The following is a 26070-nucleotide window of genomic DNA, read 5'->3' as shown; positions in this document are numbered from 1 at the left end:
GTGAATATTATAGTTGTGTTGTTCTGTCAATCAGGTAATAATCCAACAATGTCATTGCTGTCATTGCTTCCACGATGGGTACTGCGCGTGGCAATACGCACGGGTCATGGCGTCCTCGGGCTTTCAGGGTGGTGTCTACACCGTCAATGTTCACGGTGTGTTGCTCCATCAGTACGGTTGCCACGGGTTTGAAGGCTACACGGAAATAGATGTCTTGCCCGTTACTGATTCCACCTTGTATACCGCCCGAATGATTGGTGCGGGTCTCGATACGTCCGTTATTGTTGTAGAACACATCATTCTGCTCCGAGCCTTTCTGCTTTAATCCCTTGAAACCGTCTCCATACTCGAATGCTTTTGCTGCATTGATGCTGAGCATGGCTGCTCCAAGTGCTGCATGGAGCTTGCCGAATACGGGTTGTCCCAGTCCGATGGGGCATCCTTTGACGACACAAGTCACCACTCCTCCGATGGTATCTCCTTCTCCCTTTATCTTGAAGATGAGTTCTTCCATTTCTTTTGCCTTCGCCGGGTCGGGGCAGCGGACCGGATTGGTCTCTATCAGGTCGAGGTCGTATGCGGTATAATTTTCTTCAAGGCGGATAGGACCTACTTGTGAAGTGTACGCCGTGATGTGTATACCCAGCTGCTTCAGCGCCAATTTGGCCAGGGCACCCGCTACTACACGCGAGATTGTTTCACGGGCTGATGAACGTCCACCTCCGCGGTGGTCGCGGATGCCATATTTCACTTTATAAGTATAGTCGGCATGTGACGGTCGGTAGACTTCTTTCAGATTATTGTAATCGTCAGAATGTTGGTTTTGGTTCCATACAATGAATCCTATGGGGCAGCCTGTGGATTTTCCTTCGAAGATGCCGGAGAGGAACTCCACTTTATCACCTTCTTTCCGGGCGGTAGTGATACGTGACTGTCCGGGGCGGCGTCGGTCGAGCTCTGCCTGGACGAAATCCATATCAATGACTATTCCTGCAGGGAATCCGTCTATCACTCCTCCCACGCCCTTACCGTGCGATTCCCCAAAACTGGTAAGACGGAGAATATTTCCAAATGAGTTGAACATATCAAATGCTTTAAAGGTTTATATATGAGGTTAATGTGCCAATACGCTTTATAAGAAATGCTTTTGACTTTATAAAGATAACAACTTTTTTTCATAAAACGTTTAAGGAAATAAGATAAAAAGTCTTTTCCGCATAAAGTTGCCTGCCTTTGCCAGAGTTTGGTCAATGGCTTGTTCTTTATAAAAATGGCTTACTCTTTATGAAATCTGCATCTGAATTTCACTCGTAATGATGAAAAAAGGAACATTTATTTTTTAGAAAAGACCTTGTACTGTAACCTTAAAAAGTGTTACTTTGCACCTTTGATTTAAAATGGGAAATTAATAGCTCCCTTGGGAAGCTTTTTATTAACTAAACAAGTACTCAAAAAAGTATGAAAAAGAATTTATTTTATTTATTTGCATTGATCTGTTCAATGAGTTTATTCACGGCTTGTAGTGATGATGACGATGACAAGGTAGTATGTCCTGTGCCGCAAACAGAGTTTACAGTTGCAACAGGTTTGAACTTGACTTATAACGGTGGATCAATGTTGGGAAAGAAAGTAACTTTTACTCCGGATGCTTCTGATGCAACCAAGGCTACTTTGGTATTGGCTGGCAATTTGGATCTTTCCGGTATTCTTACACGTGAAGCGGCTTCCGGTTCTTTTGGTGCAGGCGTATTCCCTGGTTCTCCGGTTGTAACCCTTCCGGTTACTTTGAATATACAAGGTGATGAATGTTCGTTTTCCGGCACAAGTGAGACCGATTATTGTACTTTTGACTATGCAGGAAAGGTTACTGCTTCTTCCTTGAAATTAGATTTAACTAATGTCGCATTGAAAAATTCCGCTTTATCCGGAACAACTTGGGTTCCTACACCCCTTAATTCTGATTATACGGAAGAACCGATTCATTTGATTTGGGAATCCAATAAGAATGTAGAGGTAATGCCTGGCTGGGAGCTACCGATTCAAACAATTTTGACGTTAGCTCTTCGTATGCCTTTAATTGACGCAGGTGGTGATGATAAAGTGAATGTAGAGGATATGTTGTGTAGTGTGTTGCATGATATTACTTTGGGTGTTGACGGTAATATTTCAGCTTCTTATGTTGATGCCGCTCAGGGAGGTACCTCTGTTGTTAAGACTCCTGCGAATGTTGCACAATATGTAGTTCTCAGTGATACCCAAATGAAGGTATATTTGAATCTGGATGCCATCATTGCCAATGTAAAACGTCTGGGCAGTTCTACCAAGGCTATAGATATGAGTGAAATTTTGTCTCAGGCTGTTACGTCTTTGCTTCCTTTGGTAACTGACGGTGTGCCTTTGACTTACGAAAAGAACGAAGGTAAATTAAAGGTTTATTTGAATACGGATTTGTTATTGCCTTTGATGAAAAATATAGTTGCTCCTTTATTCTCGGATGAGGAGTTTGTAAATATGCTTATCGAAGCAATGAAAGCTGATCCTGATTTTGGAAGTATGGCCGGTATGGCAGAAGGTATGTTGAAGGGTTTACCTGAAATAATTAATGAAACAACTCGTTTGGAAGTTGGTTTGAACTTGACTGCCGCTAAATAACTTTTTTTTCGATATAGAATTTTCCCTCCTTTGTCTCCTGATTTTCAGGTTATAGAGGAGGGATTTTTGTTTGTTTTTTCCTACATTTGCATGATAAATAATCAAATTGTAGAAATGATATGACAGAAACGGAAAGACGACAGATTATTGCTTTGGTTAAATCTGAAGTAATTCCTGCCATTGGTTGTACAGAACCTATAGCTGTGGCATTGTGTGTAGCAAAGGCTGCGGAAGTGCTGAATAAGCGTCCCGAAAAGATAACTGTATTGCTGAGTGCCAATATTCTGAAAAATGCAATGGGAGTGGGTATTCCAGGTACGGGGATGATTGGATTACCGATTGCTGTGGCGCTTGGCGCCTTAATAGGTAAGTCGGCATATCAATTGGAGGTTTTGAAAGAAAGTACTCCTGATGCAGTGGAGGCAGGAAAGCGTTTCATAGAAGAAAAGCGTATTCATATATCTTTAAAAAACGATATGGAAGAGAAGCTTTATATAGAAGTATGTTGTGAAGCTGATACGAACAAGGCAACAGCTATTATTGCCGGTGGGCATACTTGCTTTACTTATATAACGCGCAACGGTGACATCTTATTGGACAAACAAATTGCCTCTTGTATCGAAGAGGAGGATGTATTGGACTTGACTTTACGCAAAGTGTATGACTTCGCCATGACAACCCCATTAGACGACATCCGTTTTATTCTTGATACGGCACGACTGAACAAGACTGCCGCCGAACGTTCCTTCGAAGGTGAATATGGTCATGGACTGGGTAAAATCCTACGTGGCACTTACGAACACCGGATTATGGGCGACAGTGTCTTCTCTCATATCCTTTCTTACACTTCGGGAGCATGTGATGCCCGTATGGCCGGTGCCATGATTCCGGTGATGAGCAATTCCGGCAGTGGCAATCAAGGGATATCCGCTACCCTTCCCGTACTGGTCTATGCCGAAGAAAATGGAAAATCGGAAGAAGAATTGATTCGTGCCTTGATGTTGAGCCATTTAACAGTAATCTATATCAAGCAGAGTTTGGGACGCTTATCTGCCTTATGCGGTTGTGTGGTTGCTGCCACGGGTTCCAGTTGCGGTATAACCTGGCTAATGGGAGGAACTTATGAACAAGTGGCATATGCTGTGCAGAACATGATTGCCAATCTTACCGGAATGATTTGTGATGGTGCCAAACCCAGTTGTGCATTGAAAGTAACTACCGGAGTTTCAACCGCAGTGCTTTCAGCCATCATGGCCATGGAAAACCGTTGTGTGACTTCCGTAGAAGGTATTATTGATGAGGATGTGGATCAGAGTATCCGTAATCTGACAAAAATCGGTTCTAAAGGAATGAATGAAACGGATAAATTGGTATTGGAGATAATGACAAGTAAATAATATAGAATTTGAAAATTAAAGAATTAAAAATTAAAGAATTACCATGCGGCATGCTTAATACTGTGTAGTCTGATTCTTTAATTTTTAATTCTTAATTCTTTAGTGGCAGCATCCGCCTCCACATTCATGGTCGCCGCATCCGTCGCCACAGTCACCACAACCGCAGCTGCCGCAACCGCCACCCATCATACGGGCAACTTCAGCAAGCTCTTCGTTCGTAGCCGGACGGCTTTCCACCACTTCTCCGGTAAAGTTCAAATCACAACCTGCGAGTGGATGATTCATGTCCATTACAACTACGTCTTCCTTTACTTCTACTACACTTCCATTGATGCGTTGACCTTCAGAAGTCATCAAGGGGATGACGGCGCCTTCCACTACACGGTCGCTGTCGAATTCTCCTTCTATCATGAAGATTTCTTTGGGGAGGTCAATAACATGGTCGTCGTCATATTCACCATAAGCTTCTGATGCCGGAATGGTAAAGTCGAATTTATCGCCTATCTGCAAGTCTTTTATCTGGGCTTCAAAGGGTTCGAGTGTCATTCCCAGACCTGAGATAAACTGAAAAGGATGCTCTACGGGTGCTTCTTCTTCGAAATCTTTTTCTCCGTTTTCGATTGAGTACAGCTTATATGCTACGGTGATGTACTTGTTTTCTACTGTTTCCATTAATTTTCTATCTTTATTTAATTAGTAAATACTTTTTTTTGAGTATTTGAAGAGACAAAGATACGAATTATTTGTTTCGGGATGTAGAGAGCCTTTGGTAATTTTCAGATTATTAAATGGTTTCAATGATTGGCAATACATTTACATTGGCTGTCTGAATGGTTCTATTTAGAACTGTTAAGTGATAAAATAGGATTTTAGGGCGACATTTTCTTACGATTATTCATATTTATCTTATTTTTTTCATCAATTTGTTTGGAGATTATAAAAAAGCCCTTACCTTTGCAGCACGTTTGAAACAAAAAAGAAGAATTAAGTTATGAATTTACATACATCTATTAACCTGGCAGTCCTGCATATTATTCGCGTCGTGGTGGTGGCATCAAGAGCGTGAGAAAGGTTATGTATGTATTCGTACGTTAGAAGATAATTTATTAAGCCTTTCTCACTATAGTGGGAGAGGCTTTTTCATTAAAAGGAGATTTGAAAATGAAGCATCAGTTACGCAGCTCGTTCAGCACACAAGGTCGCCGCATGGCGGGGGCCCGTGCATTGTGGACGGCGAATGGTATGAAGAAGGAACAGATGGGTAAGCCCATTATCGCTATAGTCAATTCATTTACACAATTCGTCCCCGGGCATGTACATCTGCACGAAATAGGCCAGTTTGTAAAGGAAGAGATTGAAAAACTGGGGTGTTTTGCTGCGGAGTTCAATACGATTGCCATTGACGACGGTATCGCTATGGGACACGACGGTATGCTTTATTCCCTGCCTTCAAGAGATATCATTGCCGATAGTGTGGAGTATATGGTAAATGCCCATAAGGCAGATGCTATGGTTTGCATCAGTAACTGTGACAAGATTACTCCGGGGATGCTGATGGCGGCTATGAGGCTGAATATACCGACTGTGTTTGTTTCAGGCGGTCCGATGGAAGCCGGGGAATGGAACGGACAGCATTTGGATTTGATTGATGCCATGATTAAATCTGCTGATGAAAGTGTGGGCGATAAAGAGGTGGCACAGATTGAGCAACATGCCTGCCCCACTTGCGGATGCTGCTCAGGCATGTTTACCGCTAATTCCATGAATTGCTTGAATGAAGCGATTGGATTGGCACTGCCCGGTAACGGCACGATTGTAGCCACTCACGAAAATCGCAAGAAACTATTTGAGGATGCAGCCAGGTTGATTGTAGAGAATGCCTTTAGATATTATGAAGAAGGGGATGAGAGTGTACTCCCGCGCAGTATTGCTACCCGCGAGGCATTTTTGAATGCCATGACGCTGGATATTGCGATGGGCGGTTCCACTAATACGGTACTTCATTTGTTGGCTGTGGCTCACGAAGCCGGAGCGGATTTTAAGATGGACGACATTGACATGCTCTCCCGCAAGACCCCCTGCTTATGCAAGGTGGCTCCCAATACCCAAAAGTATCATGTACAAGACGTTAACCGTGCCGGTGGCATCATTGCCATCATGGATGAGCTTGCCAAGGGCGGATTGGTCGATACGAATGTCCGCCGTGTGGATGGAATGACGTTGGCAGAGGCAATCGACCGGTATAGTATTACCAGCTCTAATGTATGTAAAGAGGCAATCAAGAAATACTCCAGTGCGGCAGCCGGAAAGTTCAATCTGGTACTCGGCTCACAAAATGCGTCTTATAAGGAACTCGATACGGACCGTGCGACCGGTTGTATCCGTGATTTGGAACATGCATACAGCAAGGATGGCGGTCTGGCGGTTTTGAAGGGAAATATAGCTCAGGACGGTTGCGTTGTCAAGACTGCCGGTGTAGACGAGAGTATCTGGAAATTTACGGGGCCAGCGAAAGTCTTCGACTCACAAGATGCGGCTTGTGACGGTATTCTGGGTGGAAAGGTGGTCAGTGGAGACGTCGTCGTCATCACTCACGAAGGGCCGAAAGGTGGACCGGGTATGCAAGAGATGCTTTATCCTACTTCTTATATCAAATCCCGCCATCTGGGTAAGGAGTGTGCATTGATTACCGACGGGCGTTTCAGTGGTGGTACTTCCGGACTAAGTATCGGACATGTTTCTCCCGAAGCGGCTGCCGGTGGTAATATCGGCAAGATTAAGGATGGGGACATTATCGAAATTGATATACCGAACCGTTCTATCAATGTGAAGTTGACGGATGAAGAGCTTGCAGCACGCCCTATGACTCCGGTAACCCGCAACCGTGAAGTCTCCAAAGCATTGAAAGCATATGCCAGTATGGTGAGTTCCGCTGACAAAGGGGCTGTGAGGCTGATTGATTAAAAGCCCCCCTTTCCGAAAGCGAGGGGAGGAGAGAATGAAACAAATTTTTCAAGCTACTATTGAGCTTTTAAATATAATGAATAGATAAAGTATGGCTGATAATAATAAAAAGAGTAACTTTTCCTCCCTCTCCCAAGGAGAGGGTCGGGGTGAGGCTCTAATAACAGGCGCAGAAGCATTGATGCGCTCTCTGGAGCATCAGGGAGTAAAGACTATTTTCGGTTATCCGGGAGGGAGCATCATGCCGGTATTCGATGCCTTATACGACCATCGGAAGGAATTGAACCACATCTTGGTTCGTCATGAACAAGGAGCAACCCATGCGGCACAAGGCTTTGCACGTGTATCAGGCGAGGTTGGCGTTTGTCTGGTTACCAGTGGACCGGGTGCTACCAATACTATCACGGGCATTGCAGATGCCATGATTGACAGTACGCCTATCGTTGTCATTGCCGGCCAGGTAGGGACGAACTTCTTGGGTACGGATGCATTTCAGGAAGTGGACTTGGTAGGCATTACTCAGCCTATCACGAAATGGAGTTACCAGATTCGTCGTGCAGAAGATGTGGCCTGGGCAGTGGCACGTGCTTTCTATGTGGCAAAGAGCGGACGTCCGGGACCGGTCGTGCTGGATTTTGCTAAAAACGCCCAAGTGGAGAAAACAGAATATGCGCCTACTAAGGTGGACTATGTCCGTAGCTATCTTCCCGTTCCCGAAATGGAGCCGGAGGCCATACGGCAGGCTGCTGAATTAATAAATGGTGCGGAACGGCCTTTGGTGCTGGTAGGACAAGGCGTGGAGCTGGGAGAAGCCCAGCAAGAGCTTCGTGCTTTCATTGAGAAAGCCGGAATGCCTGCCGGATGCACTTTATTGGGACTTTCCGCATTACCTACGAACCATCCGTTGAACAAAGGAATGCTTGGTATGCACGGTAACCTGGGGCCCAATATCAATACCAATAAATGTGATGTCCTTATCGCCGTAGGCATGCGCTTTGATGACCGTGTGACGGGTAAATTGGAAACATATGCCAAGCAGGCGAAGATTATCCACTTTGATATTGACCCTGCCGAAATAGATAAGAATGTAAAGACCGATGTTGCTGTCCTGGGAGATTGCAAAGAGACACTGGCTGCCGTTACCCAATTGCTGGAACCCGCCAACCATCAGGAATGGATTGACAGTTTCCGGCAATACGAGGAAGTGGAAGAGGAAAAGGTAATCCGTCCGGAATTACATCCGGCAGGAAAAGCGCTAAGCATGGGTGAGGTGGTGCGTGCTGTGAGTGAGGCTACCCATAACGGGGCGATATTGGTGACTGATGTCGGCCAGAATCAGATGATGTCCGCCCGTTATTTCAAATACAGCAAGGAACGTAGCATTGTTACTTCCGGTGGCCTGGGTACTATGGGCTTCGGCCTTCCGGCAGCTATCGGTGCCACTTTTGGACGTCCGGACCGCACGGTATGCGTATTCATGGGAGACGGCGGCTTGCAGATGAACCTGCAGGAACTGGGTACCATCATGGAACAAAAGGCTCCGGTGAAGATGATTCTGTTGAACAATAACTTCTTGGGCAATGTTCGTCAATGGCAGGCGATGTTTTTCAATCGTCGTTATTCGTTTACTCCGATGATGAATCCGGATTATATGAAGATTGCTTCGGCATATGATATTCCTGCACGCAGGGTAATGACCCGCGAGGAGCTGGCAAAAGCGATTGACGAGATGATAGCAACCGACGGACCGTTCCTGCTCGAAGCTTGTGTGGAGGAAGAAGGAAATGTAATGCCGATGACACCTCCGGGCGGTTCGGTCAATCAGATGTTGTTGGAATGCTGAAGTCATGCGAAATTAAAGAATTTACTCTATCTATGGATAAAAAACTATATACAATCATTGTTCATTCGGAAAACTTTGCCGGTTTGCTGAATCAAGTGACGGCTGTGTTTACCCGTCGGCAGATAAACATCGAAAGTTTAAATGTATCGGCCTCCTCCATCAAGGGGGTACATAAATATACCATTACCGCTTGGACGGACAAGGATACCATTGAAAAGGTGACCAAGCAGATTACCAAGAAAATAGATGTGCTGCAAGCCCATTATTTTACGGATGATGAAATCTATCAGCACGAGATTGCTCTCTATAAAATAACGACCCCTACGCTGGAAGAAAAACCGGAGGTGTCCAAAGTAATCCGTAAGTACAATGCCCGTATTGTGGAGGTGAATGCTGTATTTGCCATTGTTGAGAAGAATGGCATGAGTGAGGAAATAACCAATCTTTATGAGGAGTTGCGCCAGTTGGATTGCGTACTTCAGTTCGTCCGTTCGGGTCGCGTAGCCATTACGACCAGCTGCTTTGAGCGTGTCAATGAATATCTGGCGGACCGTGAAGCAAAATATCGTCAAAGTAAACACCAAGAATCATGATGAGCGAGAACAATAAGATAGGTACCTACAAGTTTGTTGCCGAACCGTTTCATGTCGACTTTACCGGACGGCTGACAATGGGAGTATTAGGCAACCATTTGTTGAATTGTGCGGGTTTCCATGCCAGCGACCGCGGTTTTGGCATCGCGACTCTAAACGAGGACAATTATACTTGGGTATTGTCCCGTCTGGCTGTCGAACTGGATGAAATGCCTTATCAGTACGAAGATTTCTCCATTCAGACTTGGGTGGAGAATGTCTATCGCCTTTTTACAGACCGTAATTTCACTATCATCGATAAGGAGGGCAAGAAGATTGGGTATGCACGTTCCGTTTGGGCGATGATTAGCATGAATACCCGTAAGCCGGCAGATTTGCTGGCTCTTCATAGTGGCAGCATTGTAGATTATGTTTGCGATGAGCCTTGCCCGATAGAAAAACCTTCGCGGATAAAGGTGGCCTCAAAGGAACCGGTTGCTGCTTTGGTAGCCAAATACAGTGATATTGACATTAACGGGCATGTGAACAGCATCCGTTACATCGAGCATATCCTTGATTTGTTCCCGATAGAGATGTATAAGGAGAAGCGCATCCGTCGTTTTGAGATGGCATATGTAGCCGAAAGCTATTATGGGGATGAGTTGACTTTGTTCATGGATGATGCCGGTGAGGGCGTTTACGATGTGGAGGTGAAAAAGAATGGCAGCGAAGTGGTCTGTCGCTCTAAAGTGATATTTACAGAGAAATAAATAAATTTATCAACGTTGGCGTAAGCCACAAATAAAAATTAAAACAAAAAATGGCACAATTGAATTTTGGCGGTGTTATTGAGAATGTAATGACCCGCGAAGAATTTCCTTTGGAAAAAGCACGTGAGATTTTGAAAGATGAAACAATTGCAGTAATCGGTTATGGCGTACAAGGCCCGGGCCAGGCTTGCAACTTGCGTGATAACGGTTTCAATGTGATTGTAGGACAACGTCCGGGCAAGACATACGAAAAGGCTGTGGCTGACGGATGGGTGCCGGGTGAGACCTTGTTCGGCATCGAAGAGGCTTGCCAGAAAGGTACTATCGTCATGTGTCTGTTGTCTGATGCGGCTGTAATGTCTGTATGGCCGACTATCAAACCTTATTTGACTCCCGGAAAGGCTCTTTACTTCTCTCATGGTTTTGCTATTACCTGGAACGACCGTACCGGCGTGGTTCCTCCTAAAGATATTGATGTTATTATGGTTGCTCCCAAAGGTTCCGGTACTTCACTTCGTACCATGTTCCTCGAAGGGCGTGGCTTGAACTCATCATATGCCGTCTATCAGGATGCTACGGGTAAGGCTTTTGACAAGACGATTGCACTGGGTATCGGTATCGGTTCGGGATATTTGTTCGAGACAACTTTCATCCGCGAAGCCACTTCCGACTTGACCGGTGAACGCGGTTCATTGATGGGTGCTATCCAGGGATTGCTGTTGGCTCAGTATGAAGTATTGCGCGAAAACGGCCATACTCCTTCTGAAGCATTCAATGAAACAGTGGAAGAGTTGACTCAATCTTTGATGCCATTGTTTGCCAAGAACGGTATGGACTGGATGTATGCCAACTGTTCTACTACGGCACAGCGTGGTGCGCTGGATTGGATGACCCCGTTCCATGATGCCATCAAGCCGGTTGTACAGAAATTGTATGCAAGTGTGAAGTCGGGCAACGAAGCTCAGATTTCTATCGACAGTAACTCCAAACCCGATTATCGTGAGAAGCTGAATGCAGAATTGAAAGCCTTGCGTGAAAGCGAAATGTGGCAGACAGCTGTTACAGTTCGTAAACTTCGTCCGGAAAACAATTAATCAGCTTTATATAAATAGGTGAAATACCCTCTTCGGTGTTACCGGAGGGGGTATTTCTTTATTATTGATTCCCTATATTTTGAATAAACTCCAATAGCTTCCGGTAAAAACCGTGATGTTTCAGCGTCTCTGCCTCTCCCAATATTACCAGCTTCATGCGTGCCCGGGTGATGGCTACATTCATTCTCCTTAAATCATTCAGGAATCCTATCTGCCCTTCTTCGTTGGCGCGGACAAGGCTGATGAAGATAACATCGCGCTCTTGCCCTTGGAAGCCATCCACCGTATTTACAGTGAACAAGCTGCGATAAGGCTTGAGTGAAGCGTCTGCCTTTATCTTGTTGCGGAGATATTGCACTTGTGCCTTGTAAGGGGAGATGATGCCGAAGTCTATTTTTTCTTCCAGAATGCGGCTGCCATCGATACGGTTGATGTAGATTTTCAGTTCTGATAGGAGCAGGTCCGCTTCCGCCTTATTAATGCGTCCGAAAGTCTCTCCCACAAATTCTTCTTTGAAATCCATTTCGGAGGTGTCAATCCAGTGGATAGGGGTATCCCAGTCCAGGATGCCCCGGTAACGCACTTCGGGAGCGGCTTCCAACTCGCCATTATAAAACCATTGGGAAGGAAATTTCATGATTTCCTCGTGCATGCGGTATTGCACTTTCAGCAAAGAGACAACGGCAGGTTTGTTGGACACCACTTTCTCCATCAATGTTCGTTCCAGACCTCCACGGGCGGCTTCGTGGCATTTTATGGTGGGCGGAAGTTGGCAGTGGTCACCCGCCAATACCACGCGGTCTGCTTTTCGGATAGCTATCCAGCAGGCAGCCTCTAAGGCCTGGGCTGCTTCATCAATGAAAAGGGTGCCGAAACGGCGTCCGTTCAGCAGCCGGTGATTGCTGCTTACCAGCGTGGAGGCTATGACGTGTGCCCCATCAAAAAGCTCTGCATTGATTTGTATTTCCAATGCGGTGGCGCGGTCGCGCAGGCGGCTCATACGGCTGCGTACTCCTTCGCGTTCGTCATAGCTGCCACGGCGGGCACGGCTGCCCAGTTCACGGAGATTTTTCCGGATGCTCCACAGTTCCGGATAAAGCGGATGGTTCTCGAAACGACGCTCGTAGGTAAAGGAAAGCATCTTGTCGTTGACACGGGTCGGATTGCCGATACGCAGGACATTGACGCCACGGTCCACAAGTTTTTCCGAAATCCAGTCGACGGCAGTATTGCTTTGGGCACATACCAGTACCTGCGGTTCCCGATGCAGGGTTTCGTAGATGGCTTCCACTAAGGTGGTCGTTTTTCCGGTTCCCGGAGGACCGTGTACAATGGCCACGTCGCGGGCACACAGCACTTTGTTTACAGCTGTCTCCTGCGTGGAGTTCAGCCAGGGAAACCGTACGGGATAGAGCTCTCGGAAACCGGCTTTCGAGGTTCCCAGCAATATGTCCCGCAATTCGGCCAGGCGGTTGCCTTTGGAGCGTAACGTATCTTCCAAGGCTTCGAACATGGTCCGATAGGATGTTTCGTCGAAATAAAGTTGCACGCCGAGGTTGTCCGTTTCCTGCACTTCCATAACGGCACCGGCTCCGGGCATTATCGCTACCATCCGTGTCTCGTCGGCATAGCTTACGGTAGCGGTGAAGTTCATATAGGTTATTTTTCCATCGGCAGACTGGCGGAAAAAACATACGGGACGGCCGAACTCAAAATTATGTTCTATATCGGTATTTTCTGTGTGTGTAATTTCTATTACTAATTGATTCAGTGAATTATAGTAACTTCGTCCCGGAGTGGCAGGATACCAGCAAAGTCCCCGTTTCACTTTCCGGGCAACTCCCATGTTTTCGGTTTGGCGTTTGAATTCCTCTTTTTCGTATTCGTATTCCATGCGCAGCAAAAGTTGTTGCTGCTGGAGGTGAATAATAGGACTATTTGAATCTTGTTCCTTCATGGTTGCAAAGGTAATCATTCTTCGCTTCCGACGGAAAAAATGCTTTATTTTGTTAAACTATTCAGCCTTTTTATTTGTTTATGATATTAATTTGTAATCTTTACAATAATGAAAAACTAAAAAATAGTGGTTATGGTATATGATTTAACGATGCTCAAAACGTTTTATGCCGCTTATTCGGAGAAGATAGAACGCGTACGGAACGTACTGCGGCGTCCGATGACTTTAGCGGAGAAAATTTTGTATGCTCATTTGTATGATGGGGATAAAGTGAAGAACTACAGACGGGGAGAAGACTATGTGAATTTCCGTCCCGACCGTGTGGCCATGCAGGATGCAACGGCTCAAATGGCCTTATTGCAATTTATGAATGCAGGCCGTGAGCAGGTTGCCGTGCCTTCCACTGTGCATTGTGACCATTTGATTCAAGCATATAAAGGTGCAAAAGAAGATGTTGCGACTGCTACGAAGACCAACGAGGAGGTCTATAATTTTCTCCGTGATGTTTCTTCCCGCTATGGCATAGGTTTTTGGCAGCCGGGAGCAGGCATTATTCACCAGGTGGTATTGGAGAACTACGCATTTCCGGGTGGAATGATGGTAGGCACGGACTCTCATACGCCCAATGCCGGAGGTTTGGGCATGGTGGCCATTGGTGTGGGTGGTGCCGATGCGGTGGATGTGATGACCGGCATGGAATGGGAACTGAAAATGCCGCGTCTGATAGGCGTACACTTGAAGGGTAAATTGAGTGGCTGGGTAGCTCCCAAAGATGTTATTCTGAAGTTGGCGGGTATTCTTACTGTAAAAGGGGGAACCAATGCCATCATTGAATATTTTGGACCGGGAACCGCTTCATTGTCTGCCACTGGAAAGGCTACCATCTGCAATATGGGGGCAGAGGTGGGGGCGACTACCTCCCTTTTCCCTTACGATGAGCGCATGGGTACTTATTTGAAGGCTACCGGACGTGAAGAAGTGGCAAAAATGGCTGCTTCCGTAGCTGCCGACCTTCGCGCCGACGACGAAGTGCTGGCAAATCCGGAAAAATATTACGACCGCATCATTGAAATAGACCTCTCGCTGTTGGAACCGTATATCAACGGGCCCTTTACGCCGGATGCAGCAACACCGATATCGAAATTTGCCGAGGTAGTGATAACCAATAACTATCCCCGCCGGATGGAAGTCGGCCTGATAGGGTCGTGTACCAATTCGTCCTATCAGGATTTGAGCCGCGCAGCCTCCCTTGCCCGGCAGGTAAAGGAAAAGAATTTGAAGGTTGCTTCCTCGCTGATTGTCAACCCCGGTTCGGAGCAGATACGTGCCACTGCTGAACGCGACGGCATGATTGCCGCTTTCGAAGATATTGGCGCAACGATAATGGCGAATGCCTGCGGACCTTGTATTGGCCAGTGGAAGCGCCATACTGATGACCCTGAACGAAAAAATTCCATCGTCACCTCTTTTAACCGTAATTTTGCCAAACGTGCCGATGGAAATCCCAACACTTTTGCTTACGTCGCTTCCCCGGAGATAACGATGGCGCTGACCATTGCCGGTGACCTTTGTTTCGACCCGTTGAGGGATACGCTGGTCAATGCCAAAGGAGAGGTTGTGAAACTGTCCGAACCGGTCGGTGAAGAACTGCCGGCACACGGGTTTATAGGAGGAAAGGAAGGATACATTGCTCCAGGCAAAGGACAGACGGAAATTACGGTCAATCCTCATTCACAGCGCTTGCAACTGCTGACTCCCTTCCCTGCCTGGGATGGCATGGACTTGCTGAATATGCCTTTATTGATTAAAGTGCAAGGGAAATGTACCACCGACCACATCTCTATGGCGGGGCCATGGCTCCGTTTCCGGGGACATTTGGAGAATATTTCGGACAATATGCTGATGGGGGCTGTCAATGCTTTCAATGGAGAGACGAACAAGGTTTGGAACCGCTCCACCAATACCTATGGAACAGTGTCAGGCACTGCGAAGCTGTATAAATCAGAAGGCATCCCTTCCATTGTCGTTGCCGAAGAGAATTATGGTGAAGGTTCCAGCCGTGAGCATGCTGCCATGGAACCACGCTTCCTGAATGTACGCGCCATTTTGGCGAAAAGCTTTGCCCGTATCCATGAGACGAATTTAAAGAAACAAGGCATGTTGGCGCTGACCTTTACGGATAAGGCCGATTATGACAAGATTCGGGAACGCGACCTGATTTCTGTCATGGGGTTGAAAGATTTTGCTTCGGGACGTACGTTGAAGGTGGTTCTTCATCACGAGGACGGGAGTAAAGAAAGTTTTGAAGTACAACATACGTATAACGAACAGCAGATAGCCTGGTTCCGGGCCGGTTCTGCACTTAATGCAAGATAGAATATGGAAAAAATTACTGTACCTTTTATTACCGGCGATGGAGTGGGAGCAGAAGTGACCCCATCCATGCAGGCTGTCGTGAATGCCGCTGTCAAGAAATCCTATGGTGACCGGCGTGGCATTGAATGGAAAGAAGTGCTGGCAGGAGAACGTGCTTTCCACGAAACCGGCTCCTGGTTGCCGGACGAAACCATGGAAGCCTTCCGCACCTATAAGGTGGGCATCAAAGGTCCTTTGACAACTCCCGTCGGTGGAGGTATCCGTTCCTTGAACGTAGCCTTGCGTCAGACGCTCGATTTGTATGTCTGCCAACGTCCGGTACGTTGGTATAAGGGCATTGTTTCTCCACTCAAAGAGCCGCAGAAGGTGGATATGTGCGTATTCCGTGAGAATACCGAGGATATTTATGCAGGCATCGAATGGGAAGCCGGAACTCCGGAGGCTGAAAAGTTCTATCGTTTTCTCCATGATGACATGGGGGTGACAAAAGTCCGTTTTCCCGAAACCTCCTCGTTTGGCGTGAAGCCCGTTTCAAGAGAAGGAACAGAGCGCTTGGTGCGTGCCGCCTGCCGATACGCCCTTGAGCATCATCTGCCTTCCGTGACGTTGGTACACAAAGGAAACATCATGAAATTTACGGAAGGCGGCTTCAAGAAGTGGGGGTACGAACTGGCAGAACGTGAGTTTGGTAAAGAACTGGCAGAAGGGCGTCTGGTCATCAAGGACTGCATTGCCGATGCATTCTTGCAGAACACGTTGCTTATCCCCGAAGAATATTCCGTGATTGCCACGTTGAATCTGAACGGCGATTATGTGTCCGACCAACTGGCTGCCATGGTAGGCGGCATCGGCATTGCACCGGGTGCGAATATCAACTATAAAACGGGGCATGCCATTTTTGAGGCTACTCACGGGACGGCTCCGAACATTGCCGGGAAAGACATTGTGAATCCCTGTTCCATCATCCTTTCCGCTGTGATGATGCTTGAATATCTGGGTTGGAAGGAAGCAGCCTCTCTTATAGAGAACGCCTTGGAGCAAAGTTTCACAGAAGCCCGTGCTACTGCCGACTTGGCCCGTTTTATGCCGGGTGGCGTCTCGCTGTCCACTTCGGCTTTCACCCGGGAGATTGTAAGGAGAATAGAAAATGGGAATAACGAATAAAACGAAACGATTATGAAGAAGGAGTATCTGATTTACAAGCTTTCCGAAGATTTGAAGGAAGCTACCCGGATTGAGAATGAACTGTTCAGGAAGTTTGATGTGAAGCGCGGTTTGCGTAATGAGGACGGCACGGGAGTCTTGGTGGGGTTGACCAAAATAGGCAATGTGGTCGGCTATGAACGCATCCCCGGTGGAGGGCTGAAGCCTATTCCCGGCAAATTGTTCTACCGCGGTTATGATGTGGATGACTTGGCACACGCCATCATCAAAGAGAAGCGTTTCGGTTTTGAGGAAATTGCCTACTTGTTGCTTTCCGGTCGCCTGCCCGACAAGGAAGAACTCTCTTCTTTCCGTGAACTCATCAACGACAACATGCCGCTGGAGCAGAAGACCAAGATGAATATCATTGAACTCGAAGGAAACAACATTATGAACATCCTGGCGCGCAGCGTACTCGAGATGTATCGTTTTGACCCTGATGCAGATGACACTTCCCGCGATAATCTGATGCGGCAGAGCATTGAGCTTATTTCGAAATTCCCGACCATCATTGCGTATGCCTATAACATGCTTCGCCATGCCACCCATGGCCGTTCACTGCATATCCGCCATCCGCAGGAAAACCTTTCCATTGCCGAGAATTTCCTCTATATGCTGAAGAAGGACTACACGGAGCTGGATGCCCGCACGCTCGACTTGCTGCTGGTTCTTCAGGCCGAGCACGGTGGTGGTAACAACTCCACTTTTACCGTACGTGTCACTTCTTCTACCGGGACGGATACTTACTCTTCGATAGCGGCAGGTATCGGTTCCTTGAAAGGGCCGCTTCATGGAGGTGCCAATATCCAGGTTGCCGATATGTTCCACCATCTGCAGGAAAACATTCAGGACTGGACGAATGTGGATGAGATTGATACTTACTTCACCCGCATGCTCAACAAGGAAGCCTATAACAAGACCGGCTTGATATATGGTATCGGACATGCCGTCTATACCATTTCCGACCCGCGCGCCATTCTGCTGAAGGAGCTTGCCCGCGACCTTGCCCGCGAAAAAGGGAAAGAACGCGAGTTCGCTTTCCTTGAACTGCTCGAGGAGCGCGCCATTGATGTGTTTGGCCGTGTGAAGAATAATGGCAAGACGGTTTCGAGTAATGTGGATTTCTATTCGGGCTTTGTCTACGAGATGATTGGGCTGCCGCAGGAAATCTTCACGCCTTTGTTTGCCATGGCACGTATTGTCGGTTGGTGTGCACATCGCAATGAAGAATTGAACTTTGAAGGTAAGCGTATTATCCGTCCTGCCTATAAGAATGTTTTGGATGAGGTGGCTTATGTGCCCATTAAGAAACGGTAAGGATTAGACTTGTATCTTTTAAATCGTTCCATCACGGGGGAAAAATCGTTCCACCATGGTGGAACGATTTTTTCTCCATGGTGGAATGAAATTTACTCCATGATGGAACGATTAGATTTTCGTATCTCTACTGCTTAATCTTCTCAGTAAAAAACACTGGTTTTTGCATGAAAAAACAATTATCCGGGGAAAACGATTTGTTTGTTGTGAGTTTTCTTTATCTTTGCTTCGCATAAATAAAGAACTATGAATCAGGAAACTTTTCAGATATTTCTGTGGGTAATGAGTGCTGTGGCATTGGTTGTCTTTATTGCGCTCTATTTTGTCAAAGCGGGTTATGGCATGTTCCGTACTGCCTCGTGGGGAATCTCCATCAATAATAAACTGGCGTGGGTGCTTATGGAAGCGCCGGTATTCATCGTCATGTTTGGGTTGTGGGGGAAGAGTGGAGCGGGATTTGCCGTGCCGGTATATTTCTTCTTCCTGCTGTTTCAGTTGCACTATCTTCAGCGGGCCTTTATTTTTCCGTTCCTGCTGAAAGGTAAAAGCCGGATGCCGGTAGCTATTATGGCGATGGGTATCGTCTTCAACCTTTTGAACGGGATGATGCAGGCGGGCGGTTTGTTCTATTTCGCTCCCGAAGGCTTGTATGCCGATGGCTGGGCCTATTTGTTGAAACCTCATGCCTTGTTGGGAGTCATTCTGTTTTTTGCGGGTATGTTCATCAATTTGCATTCCGACTATGTGATACGTCATCTGCGCAGGCCGGGTGATACGAAGCATTATCTTCCCGGAAAAGGACTTTACCGATACGTCACTTCTGCCAATTACTTCGGTGAACTGGTGGAATGGACGGGGTTTGCCATACTCACAGCTTCTCCCGCCGCCTGGGTGTTCGTCTGGTGGACGTTTGCCAACCTTGTTCCCCGTGCCGATGCCATTCACCGCCGTTATCGGGAGGAGTTTGGCGATGAGGCGGTAGGAAAGCGCAAACGCATCATTCCATTTCTTTATTAATGGAAAATGGAAAGTTGAAAATGGAAAATGAATAATTCATAACTTATAATTCATAACTCATAACTCATAACGATGGAATCCAAGTTATTCACACCCGTCACTTTCGGACCGTTGACCTTGCGTAACCGTACCATCCGTTCGGCTGCTTTCGAGAGCATGTGTCCCGGAAACGCTCCGTCGGACATGTTGCTCGACTATCATCGGTCGGTAGCGGCGGGAGGTATAGGTATGACTACTGTTGCTTATGCGGCAGTTACTCAGAGCGGCCTGTCTTTTGACCGCCAGTTGTGGATGCGTCCCGAGATTATCCCCGGACTCCGTAGGCTGACTGATGCCATACATGCGGAAGGGGCTGCGGCAGGCATCCAGTTGGGACACTGTGGCAACATGTCCCATAAAAGTATTTGCGGTTGTATGCCCGTCGGCGCATCTTCCGGATTCAATCTTTATTCTCCTACCTTTGTGCGCGGACTTCGTGCCGATGAGCTGCCGGAGATGGCGCGTGCATACGGACGCTCGGTGAATCTGGCACGGGAGGCCGGATTTGATTCTGTAGAGATTCATGCAGGGCATGGTTATCTCATCAGCCAGTTCTTGTCCCCGTCCACCAATCATCGGAAAGACGAATTCGGGGGCTCGTTGCAGAACCGTATGCGGTTTATGGATATGGTGATGGAAGAAGTGATGAAGGCTGCCGGCAGTGATATGGCTGTGCTGGTGAAGATGAACATGCGCGACGGTTTCCGTGGAGGGATGGAGCTGGACGAGACGATGCAGGTGGCGCGCAGGCTGGAGCAGTCGGGAGCACATGCGCTGGTCTTGAGCGGTGGGTTCGTCAGTAAGGCGCCGATGTATGTCATGCGGGGCGAAATGCCTATCCGCAGCATGACGCATTACATGACCTGCTGGTGGTTGAAATACGGTGTACGCATGGTAGGCAAATGGATGATACCGAGCGTACCGTTTAAGGAAGCTTATTTCCTGGAAGATGCCTTGAAATTCCGTGCCGCCTTGAAGATACCGTTGGTTTATGTGGGTGGCCTGGTTTCCAGGGACAAGATAGATGAGGTGCTGGATGACGGCTTCGAGGCTGTGCAAATGGCACGCGCTCTGCTCAATGAGCCGGGGTTTGTCAACCGCATGCGTGCCGAAGAGAATGCACGTTGCAACTGCCGGCATAGTAATTATTGCATTGCCCGGATGTATTCCATCGAGATGGCATGCCATCAGCATTTGAAGGAGGAGCTTCCACCTTGTCTGAAAAGGGAGATAGAGAAAATCGAAGCGAAAGGCTGATTTTTAGTTTTTAATTTTCAATTTTTAATTATTAAAGTGAATTTAGCTGTTATAACCGGGGCAGACGGTGGCATGGGCATGGAAATTACCCGCGCAGTGGCAACTGCCGGCTATCAGGTCATCATGGCATGCCGTGACCCCCAAGCTGCCGAACCCAAGCGGCAACTACTGATGCGTGAAACCGGTAATCCGCGTATTGAGACTGCTCCCATTGATTTGGCATCTCTGGCTTCAGTGGCCGCATTTGCAGAGCATCTGTTGAAGCGGGGAGAGCCGTTGGCGTTGCTGATGAACAATGCCGGAACCATGGAAACGGAACGCCGCATTACCGAAGACGGACTGGAACGGACGGTGAGTGTCAATTATGTAGGCCCTTACCTGCTGACCCGCAAGCTGCTACCATTGATGGGAGAGGGGAGCCGTATTGTGAATATGGTATCTTGTACGTATGCCATCGGTCATCTTGACTTTCCGGATTTTTTCCTCCGGGGAAGGAAGGGTGGCTTTTGGCGCATTCCTATATATAGCAACACGAAGCTGGCATTGACTCTGTTCACCATCGACTTGGCCAGTCGCGTCAAACACAAAGGTATTGTTGTGAATGCGGCCGACCCGGGGATTGTGTCTACCAATATCATCACCATGCATATGTGGTTTGACCCGCTGACAGATATACTTTTCAGGCCTTTTATCCGTACTCCCCGTAAGGGAGCTGCAACGGCTGTCGGCTTATTGCTGGATGAGGATGCCGGTAAACGTACGGGGACATTGAATGCCAGTTGCCGTCCCAAGTCTCTTTCGGAGAAGTACACCCGGCATGTACAGATGGAAGAACTGTGGGAGAGGACGGAAAGTATAGTGAAAAAATGGTTGTAAAAAACAGAGAAGGCGCATATGTCGCCTTCTCTGTTTATGGGGTATCTGAACTGTCTGTCATTAGATAGACAGTTCTCTCAATACATTTACAAGGTCTTTCTTGATGGGTTTGTCATTCTTGATGGCCTTCGTGAAGGGAACGTATACCACTTCATCGTGGTCAATGCCTATCATGACATTGCGCTGTCCTTCCATGATGGCGTCGATGGCGGCTGCGCCCAGACGGCTGGCAAGGATACGGTCGTGTGCCGTAGGGCTACCACCGCGTTGCAAGTGACCGAGGATGGTTACGCGTACGTCATATTGGGGGTATTCGTTCTTTACACGCTCTGCATAGTGCATTGCACCGCCGGTCAGTTCACTCTCGGCTACCAGTACGATACTGCTGTTCTTGGATTTCCGGAAACCGTTCTTGATGAATTCTTCCAGTTGGTCCACTTCCGTACTGAATTCCGGGATAATGGCTGCTTCTGCTCCGGAGGCGATGGCGCCGTTCAGAGCGAGGAAACCGGCATCGCGTCCCATGACTTCTACGAAAAACAAGCGCTCATGGGAAGTGGCTGTATCACGGATTTTGTCCACAGCATCCAGGATCGTGTTCAGCGCGGTGTCGTAGCCGATAGTGGTATCTGTTCCATAAAGGTCATTGTCGATAGTTCCCGGCAGCCCGATACAAGGCACGTCAAACTCTTGTGCAAAGATACGAGCACCGGTCAGCGAACCGTCGCCTCCGATAATCACTAAGGCGTCAATGCCTTCTTTCTTCATGTTGTCGTAAGCAATCTGGCGGCCCTCGGGAGTCGTGAACTCTTTGCAGCGGGCTGTCTTCAGGATTGTACCACCCAGCTGGATGATGTTGCTGACATTCTGGCTTTTGAATTCTTTGATTTCGCCGGTTACCAGACCTTTGTAACCTCTATATATACCTTTAACTGAAAGTCCGTTGTAAATAGCCGAACGTGTCACGGCACGTATGGCTGCGTTCATTCCCGGAGCATCACCTCCTGATGTCAAGATACCAATGCACTTAACTGTTCCCATAACAATCTTTTTGTTTAGTATTAATAATCATGATGAAAAATAGATTTGGACTATTTTTTCATGCCGCAAAGATAGTAAAACTCGCCCACATACGGATGGATTTCGGAGGAATAATGCAAAGTGTTTGAAATCGAATGGGATATGTAGCGTTGTACCATATTCTTCCTTTAGCGGTTTTTAGCCGTTTTTGATGGAGTTAGGAGAACAAATCGCTACTTATCCGTTGCCTTTTCGGGATTGAAAATCGGTATGGATTTTACTTCCAAAACTGTTTTATTCTCCTGTTCGCCTCCGCAAGGAACGCTGTTTCTGTCTATCTTTTGCTAATGCAAAGTTAGTCAAAATTTTCCGTACTGGAAAAAATACAGGCTTTGTCTGAGAATCGAGGGGCTTTTTTCTATGTTCCGCTATATTTTTCATGCCTTTCATTTGCTCGCTATATAATAATTTTGCAAACAAAGGAATTGATTATGAATCAGGCAAATGTAAAGGTGTCGTTCTACCTGAAAAAGAGCGAGGCGGATGTCGACGGGAATTGTCCCGTAATGGCTAAGTTGAACATCGGAAAATATTCCGAAGCGGCATTCAGTGTGAAGATGAAAGTGCCGCAATCCCGGTGGACTTCGGGGCGTGCCTCCGGCAAGAGTGTGGCGGCGAAGGAAATCAATAACCGGTTGGATGAAATCCGTGCGATGGCATTGAGTATCTATAGCGAACAGTCTGCCGTCCGTGACGGTGTGACCGCCGAGGAAGTAAAAAGCATTTTGCTTGGAATGGCAAGCGAACAGGAAACGCTTTTGAGCTATTTCAAGCAATTCATCAACAACTTTGAAAAGCGAGTCGGGGTCAACCGCACAGCAAAAAGTCTGCAAGCATACCGCAATGCATACAGGCATATAGAGAACTTCCTGCAAGAAAAATACAGGCTGACGGATATTCCTTTTTCGGCATTGGACCGTTCCTTCATAGACAAATATGACCTGTACCTGCGGACAGAACGCAATCTCGCTCCCGGAACCATTATCAACCTGACTGTCCAGTTGAAGACCATTGTCGGTGAAGCCATCGCGGACGGCATCATTACCGCTTATCCGTTCATGGGTTACGAACCGATTCGTCCGAAAGCGGTGCAAAAATACCTTACCGATGTGGAACTGCAACGGCTCATGACCACTCCGCTTCACAAGCAGACCCTTTACCTTGTCCGTGACATGTTCCTGTTTTCTTGCTTCACCGGTATTTCATACAGGGATATGCGCTCGCTGACAAAAGAAAACCTGTCGCTTGCGGAAGACGGTACATGGTGGATTAAAAGTGCCCGACAGAAAACCAAAATAGAATTTGAGATACCCTTATTGGACTTGCCTTTGCAGATTATTAAAAAGTATAGCGATACCACCTCTGATAGCAGGCTGCTACCGATGTATTGTAATTCCAACATGAATCTTTACCTGAAAGAGATTGCCCGGATCTGCAACATCAACCGTCCGTTGGTCTTTCACGCGGCCCGGCATACCTACGCGACAGAAATCACGCTCTCCCACGGAGTTCCTCTTGAAACCGTAAGTAAGATGCTTGGACACAGACAGATTGAAACCACACGTATTTACGCGAAAGTGACAGACAACAAGATTGATTCCGATACAAAGACTTTGAACAGGAAAATATCGGAACATTTCACCGTAGTAATTTGATTATCTCTTAAAAAACAAGAACATGGGAAAAAATGCAGAAAACCAGAACACCAAACGTCGCAGCACTTTTGCCGTATTGTTTTATATCAACCGCACGAAAGTACGCAAGGACGGGATGTGTCAGCTCCTGTGCAAGGTGAGCATTGATGCGGAATGGGTACAGATAGGGACTAAAGTGTCCGTCAATCCAAACATTTGGAATCCTGAAAAAGGACGGGCTGACGGACGCAGCGAGAATGCCGTCACCGTGAACCGCGCCATAGATGATCTGACAAACGAGATAACCGGACATTATCTTCGGATAAAGAACAGCCTGGGCTTTATCACGGCTGAGCTGGTCAAGAACGCGGTCAAGGGTATCGGTCAGAAACCGCTCACCCTGCTTGCCTTGTTCAGGGAACATAACGAGGAGTTCAAGAAGCGTGTCGGGATAGACCGCATACAGGAGACATTCGATTCCTACCAGCGGTCATACAAGCATCTTTCCGCTTTTATTCAGAAAAAGAAAGGCGTGGAGGATGTGACTTTGCGAAGCCTTGACTGTGTGTTTTATGATGATTTCGAGCTGTTCCTGCGCACGGACCGCAACCTGAAACCCAAGAGCGTGCATGAGCACCTGTACCGTCTGAAGAAACTCACGATGCGGGCGGTCAGCCAGGGGACATTGCGCCGTGACCCATATTGTCGCCTGCATCCCGAGTTGCCCAAAAGGAAGAGCCGCCACATGAAACTGGAGGACCTCAAGACATTGATGACCACACCGGTGGAGAAACCACAACTGCAATTCGTGAGGGATATGTTCATATTCTCAACTTTCACCGGACTGGCGTACGCGGATTTGAAGAAACTGTCAACAAATGATATTACGCAAGCTGAGGACGGCACATGGTGGATTCACATCCACAGGCAAAAGACGGATACGCTTTCGTCTGTGCGCCTGTTGGATATTCCCCTTCAAATCATCGAAAAATACCGCAGTCAAAGGACCGGAGATAAGGTATTCAATGTTTATGAGCGTGGTTATTTCATTGTACTCACGAGGGAGTTGGGAAAGGTTTATGGTTTTGATTTGACCTTTCATCAGGCCAGGCATAATTTCGGAACCCATATCACCCTCTCGCTCGGTGTGCCGATAGAGACGGTCAGCCGCATGATGGGGCACACCTCCATTTCCACCACCCAACTTTATGCGCAGGTAACGGATAATAAAGTGGATGAGGACATGAAGAAATTGAGATCCACAGGCTTCGCAAGTCGGATTGACCTTTGCGAAGAGGATTTCACCGCAAAAAAGAAACGAAAAAGAAAACCACAGACCGTATGAAATGAAAAAACGGAGAAACGACTTGCAGTTCGGGCAGTCGTTTCTCCGTCTCTGTCTGAATGTGCGTGGCTATACCCAGCGTTGCTCCTCCCGGCAGCGTTTGTAGGCATCGTCCAGAATCTTCATTATGTCGGATTCTTTATAAAGTGCCTTCCCTTGTACCATATAATAAGGAATCACCCCGAAAGTACGGTATTCTTGCAAAGTGCGCCTGCTTATCCGCAGTATTTTGGAAAGTTCCTCGTCCGTGAGAAACCGTTCCCCGTTGAAGAGGGATTTGGGGACATCTTCTATTCTGGCGAGCATCTTCTCCATCTTTTCCATCCCCTGGAACATCACGTCGATACGCGGGTCTTTCTTGTCTATAAAATGATAACTCATGATTTGTTCTTTATTAAAGGGTGATAATTCAATTCCAATAATCTCTGTATATCTTCCGGCTTGTAGAAGAGCTTGTTCTTGATGCGGCTGAAAGGCAGGATGCCTTTGGTACGATATACCTGAAGGGTCTTCTTGGAGATGCGCAGCACTTCGCATACATCCTGATTATCCAGCCAGTTTTTCAGACCGAGGTCTTCAGCCGGACGGCATACACGTGTCAACCGTTCCTCGAACTCGCAAAAGCGGACACGGAGTTCTTCAAAAGTCTGTTTGTCAATACATATGATTTCCATAAT

At 47.2% G+C, this 26070-nt stretch carries 21 protein-coding genes; 15 read left to right on the top strand and 6 right to left on the bottom strand.

The window, feature by feature from the left end:
• Positions 1 to 7: 7 nt before the first annotated feature.
• The gene (aroC, locus tag DWZ67_RS02375) at positions 8 to 1084 is read right to left on the bottom strand and encodes a chorismate synthase (protein WP_008664052.1); all 1077 of its coding nucleotides are present in this window, start codon (positions 1082 to 1084) and stop codon (positions 8 to 10) included.
• Positions 1085 to 1458: 374 nt separating this feature from the next.
• On the opposite strand from aroC, the gene DWZ67_RS02370 reads away from it, so the two are divergent.
• Complete coding sequence (locus DWZ67_RS02370) at positions 1459 to 2652, top strand: DUF4925 domain-containing protein (protein ID WP_057252979.1); 1194 nt, start codon at positions 1459 to 1461, stop codon at positions 2650 to 2652.
• A 119-nt stretch (positions 2653 to 2771) separates the two neighbouring features.
• Positions 2772 to 4049, top strand: coding sequence for a serine dehydratase subunit alpha family protein (locus tag DWZ67_RS02365; protein ID WP_034532834.1), 1278 nt, complete (start codon positions 2772 to 2774; stop codon positions 4047 to 4049).
• Between the two features lie 99 nt (positions 4050 to 4148).
• Here DWZ67_RS02365 and DWZ67_RS02360 read toward each other — a convergent pair whose 3' ends face one another.
• Entirely contained in the window at positions 4149 to 4721 is a 573-nt protein-coding gene (locus tag DWZ67_RS02360) for a peptidylprolyl isomerase (RefSeq protein ID WP_005833142.1), read from the bottom strand.
• Positions 4722 to 5210: 489 nt separating this feature from the next.
• On the opposite strand from DWZ67_RS02360, the gene ilvD reads away from it, so the two are divergent.
• The 5 genes from ilvD (at position 5211) to ilvC (ending at position 11292) form a co-directional block, all read left to right on the top strand.
• The gene (gene ilvD / locus DWZ67_RS02355; protein WP_044467846.1) at positions 5211 to 7013 is read left to right on the top strand and encodes a dihydroxy-acid dehydratase; all 1803 of its coding nucleotides are present in this window, start codon (positions 5211 to 5213) and stop codon (positions 7011 to 7013) included.
• A gap of 91 nt (positions 7014 to 7104) precedes the next feature.
• Positions 7105 to 8856 (top strand): biosynthetic-type acetolactate synthase large subunit, encoded by a 1752-nt coding sequence (ilvB, locus tag DWZ67_RS02350; protein WP_057087213.1) that lies wholly within the window; start codon positions 7105 to 7107, stop codon positions 8854 to 8856.
• A 32-nt stretch (positions 8857 to 8888) separates the two neighbouring features.
• Positions 8889 to 9449, top strand: a complete 561-nt coding sequence (ilvN, locus tag DWZ67_RS02345; protein ID WP_005833135.1) for an acetolactate synthase small subunit — start codon at positions 8889 to 8891, stop codon at positions 9447 to 9449.
• Complete coding sequence (locus DWZ67_RS02340) at positions 9449 to 10198, top strand: acyl-[acyl-carrier-protein] thioesterase (RefSeq protein WP_120138144.1); 750 nt, start codon at positions 9449 to 9451, stop codon at positions 10196 to 10198. Before ilvN ends, DWZ67_RS02340 begins: the two co-directional genes overlap by 1 nt.
• Positions 10199 to 10248: 50 nt before the next feature.
• Positions 10249 to 11292, top strand: coding sequence for a ketol-acid reductoisomerase (gene ilvC, locus DWZ67_RS02335; protein WP_005833131.1), 1044 nt, complete (start codon positions 10249 to 10251; stop codon positions 11290 to 11292).
• 61 nt (positions 11293 to 11353) lie between these two features.
• Here ilvC and DWZ67_RS02330 read toward each other — a convergent pair whose 3' ends face one another.
• Positions 11354 to 13249, bottom strand: a complete 1896-nt coding sequence (locus DWZ67_RS02330) for an AAA domain-containing protein (RefSeq protein WP_120138143.1) — start codon at positions 13247 to 13249, stop codon at positions 11354 to 11356.
• A gap of 132 nt (positions 13250 to 13381) precedes the next feature.
• On the opposite strand from DWZ67_RS02330, the gene DWZ67_RS02325 reads away from it, so the two are divergent.
• From DWZ67_RS02325 to DWZ67_RS02300, 6 genes are all read left to right on the top strand, one after another.
• Positions 13382 to 15625, top strand: a complete 2244-nt coding sequence (locus DWZ67_RS02325; protein ID WP_057087214.1) for an aconitate hydratase — start codon at positions 13382 to 13384, stop codon at positions 15623 to 15625.
• Between the two features lie 3 nt (positions 15626 to 15628).
• The gene (gene icd / locus DWZ67_RS02320; RefSeq protein WP_120138079.1) at positions 15629 to 16789 is read left to right on the top strand and encodes an NADP-dependent isocitrate dehydrogenase; all 1161 of its coding nucleotides are present in this window, start codon (positions 15629 to 15631) and stop codon (positions 16787 to 16789) included.
• Positions 16790 to 16801: 12 nt separating this feature from the next.
• The gene (locus DWZ67_RS02315; protein ID WP_009037962.1) at positions 16802 to 18145 is read left to right on the top strand and encodes a citrate/2-methylcitrate synthase; all 1344 of its coding nucleotides are present in this window, start codon (positions 16802 to 16804) and stop codon (positions 18143 to 18145) included.
• Positions 18146 to 18391: 246 nt separating this feature from the next.
• Entirely contained in the window at positions 18392 to 19162 is a 771-nt protein-coding gene (locus DWZ67_RS02310; RefSeq protein WP_120138078.1) for a DUF1295 domain-containing protein, read from the top strand.
• Between the two features lie 72 nt (positions 19163 to 19234).
• A complete protein-coding gene (locus DWZ67_RS02305) occupies positions 19235 to 20458 on the top strand; it encodes an NADH:flavin oxidoreductase (protein WP_008664036.1) in 1224 nt (407 codons plus the stop codon).
• 36 nt (positions 20459 to 20494) lie between these two features.
• Positions 20495 to 21334 (top strand): SDR family oxidoreductase, encoded by an 840-nt coding sequence (locus DWZ67_RS02300; RefSeq protein ID WP_005827139.1) that lies wholly within the window; start codon positions 20495 to 20497, stop codon positions 21332 to 21334.
• Between the two features lie 60 nt (positions 21335 to 21394).
• Here the strand turns inward: DWZ67_RS02300 and pfkA are convergent, their stop codons facing one another.
• On the bottom strand, positions 21395 to 22375 hold the full coding sequence (gene pfkA / locus DWZ67_RS02295; RefSeq protein WP_005827137.1) for a 6-phosphofructokinase: 981 nt from the start codon (positions 22373 to 22375) through the stop codon (positions 21395 to 21397).
• Between the two features lie 470 nt (positions 22376 to 22845).
• Here pfkA and DWZ67_RS02290 point away from each other — a divergent pair, with 470 nt between their 5' ends.
• Both DWZ67_RS02290 and DWZ67_RS02285 read left to right on the top strand, forming a co-directional pair.
• The gene (locus tag DWZ67_RS02290) at positions 22846 to 24069 is read left to right on the top strand and encodes a site-specific integrase (RefSeq protein WP_120138077.1); all 1224 of its coding nucleotides are present in this window, start codon (positions 22846 to 22848) and stop codon (positions 24067 to 24069) included.
• Positions 24070 to 24091: 22 nt separating this feature from the next.
• Positions 24092 to 25393 (top strand): site-specific integrase, encoded by a 1302-nt coding sequence (locus DWZ67_RS02285; protein ID WP_120138076.1) that lies wholly within the window; start codon positions 24092 to 24094, stop codon positions 25391 to 25393.
• A 69-nt stretch (positions 25394 to 25462) separates the two neighbouring features.
• Here the strand turns inward: DWZ67_RS02285 and DWZ67_RS02280 are convergent, their stop codons facing one another.
• Together DWZ67_RS02280 and DWZ67_RS02275 are read right to left on the bottom strand one after the other, a co-directional pair.
• The gene (locus tag DWZ67_RS02280) at positions 25463 to 25774 is read right to left on the bottom strand and encodes a helix-turn-helix domain-containing protein (protein WP_120138075.1); all 312 of its coding nucleotides are present in this window, start codon (positions 25772 to 25774) and stop codon (positions 25463 to 25465) included.
• Positions 25771 to 26067 (bottom strand): helix-turn-helix domain-containing protein, encoded by a 297-nt coding sequence (locus DWZ67_RS02275; RefSeq protein ID WP_120138074.1) that lies wholly within the window; start codon positions 26065 to 26067, stop codon positions 25771 to 25773. Before DWZ67_RS02275 ends, DWZ67_RS02280 begins: the two co-directional genes overlap by 4 nt.
• Positions 26068 to 26070: the final 3 nt, after the last annotated feature.

It is taken from the genome of Bacteroides sp. AF34-31BH (genome assembly GCF_003602795.1).
In the GTDB taxonomy this organism is placed as follows: domain Bacteria; phylum Bacteroidota; class Bacteroidia; order Bacteroidales; family Bacteroidaceae; genus Bacteroides; species Bacteroides uniformis.
The sequence above is the reverse complement of the archived record's forward strand: the minus strand, read 5'-3'. Positions and strand labels throughout refer to the sequence as shown.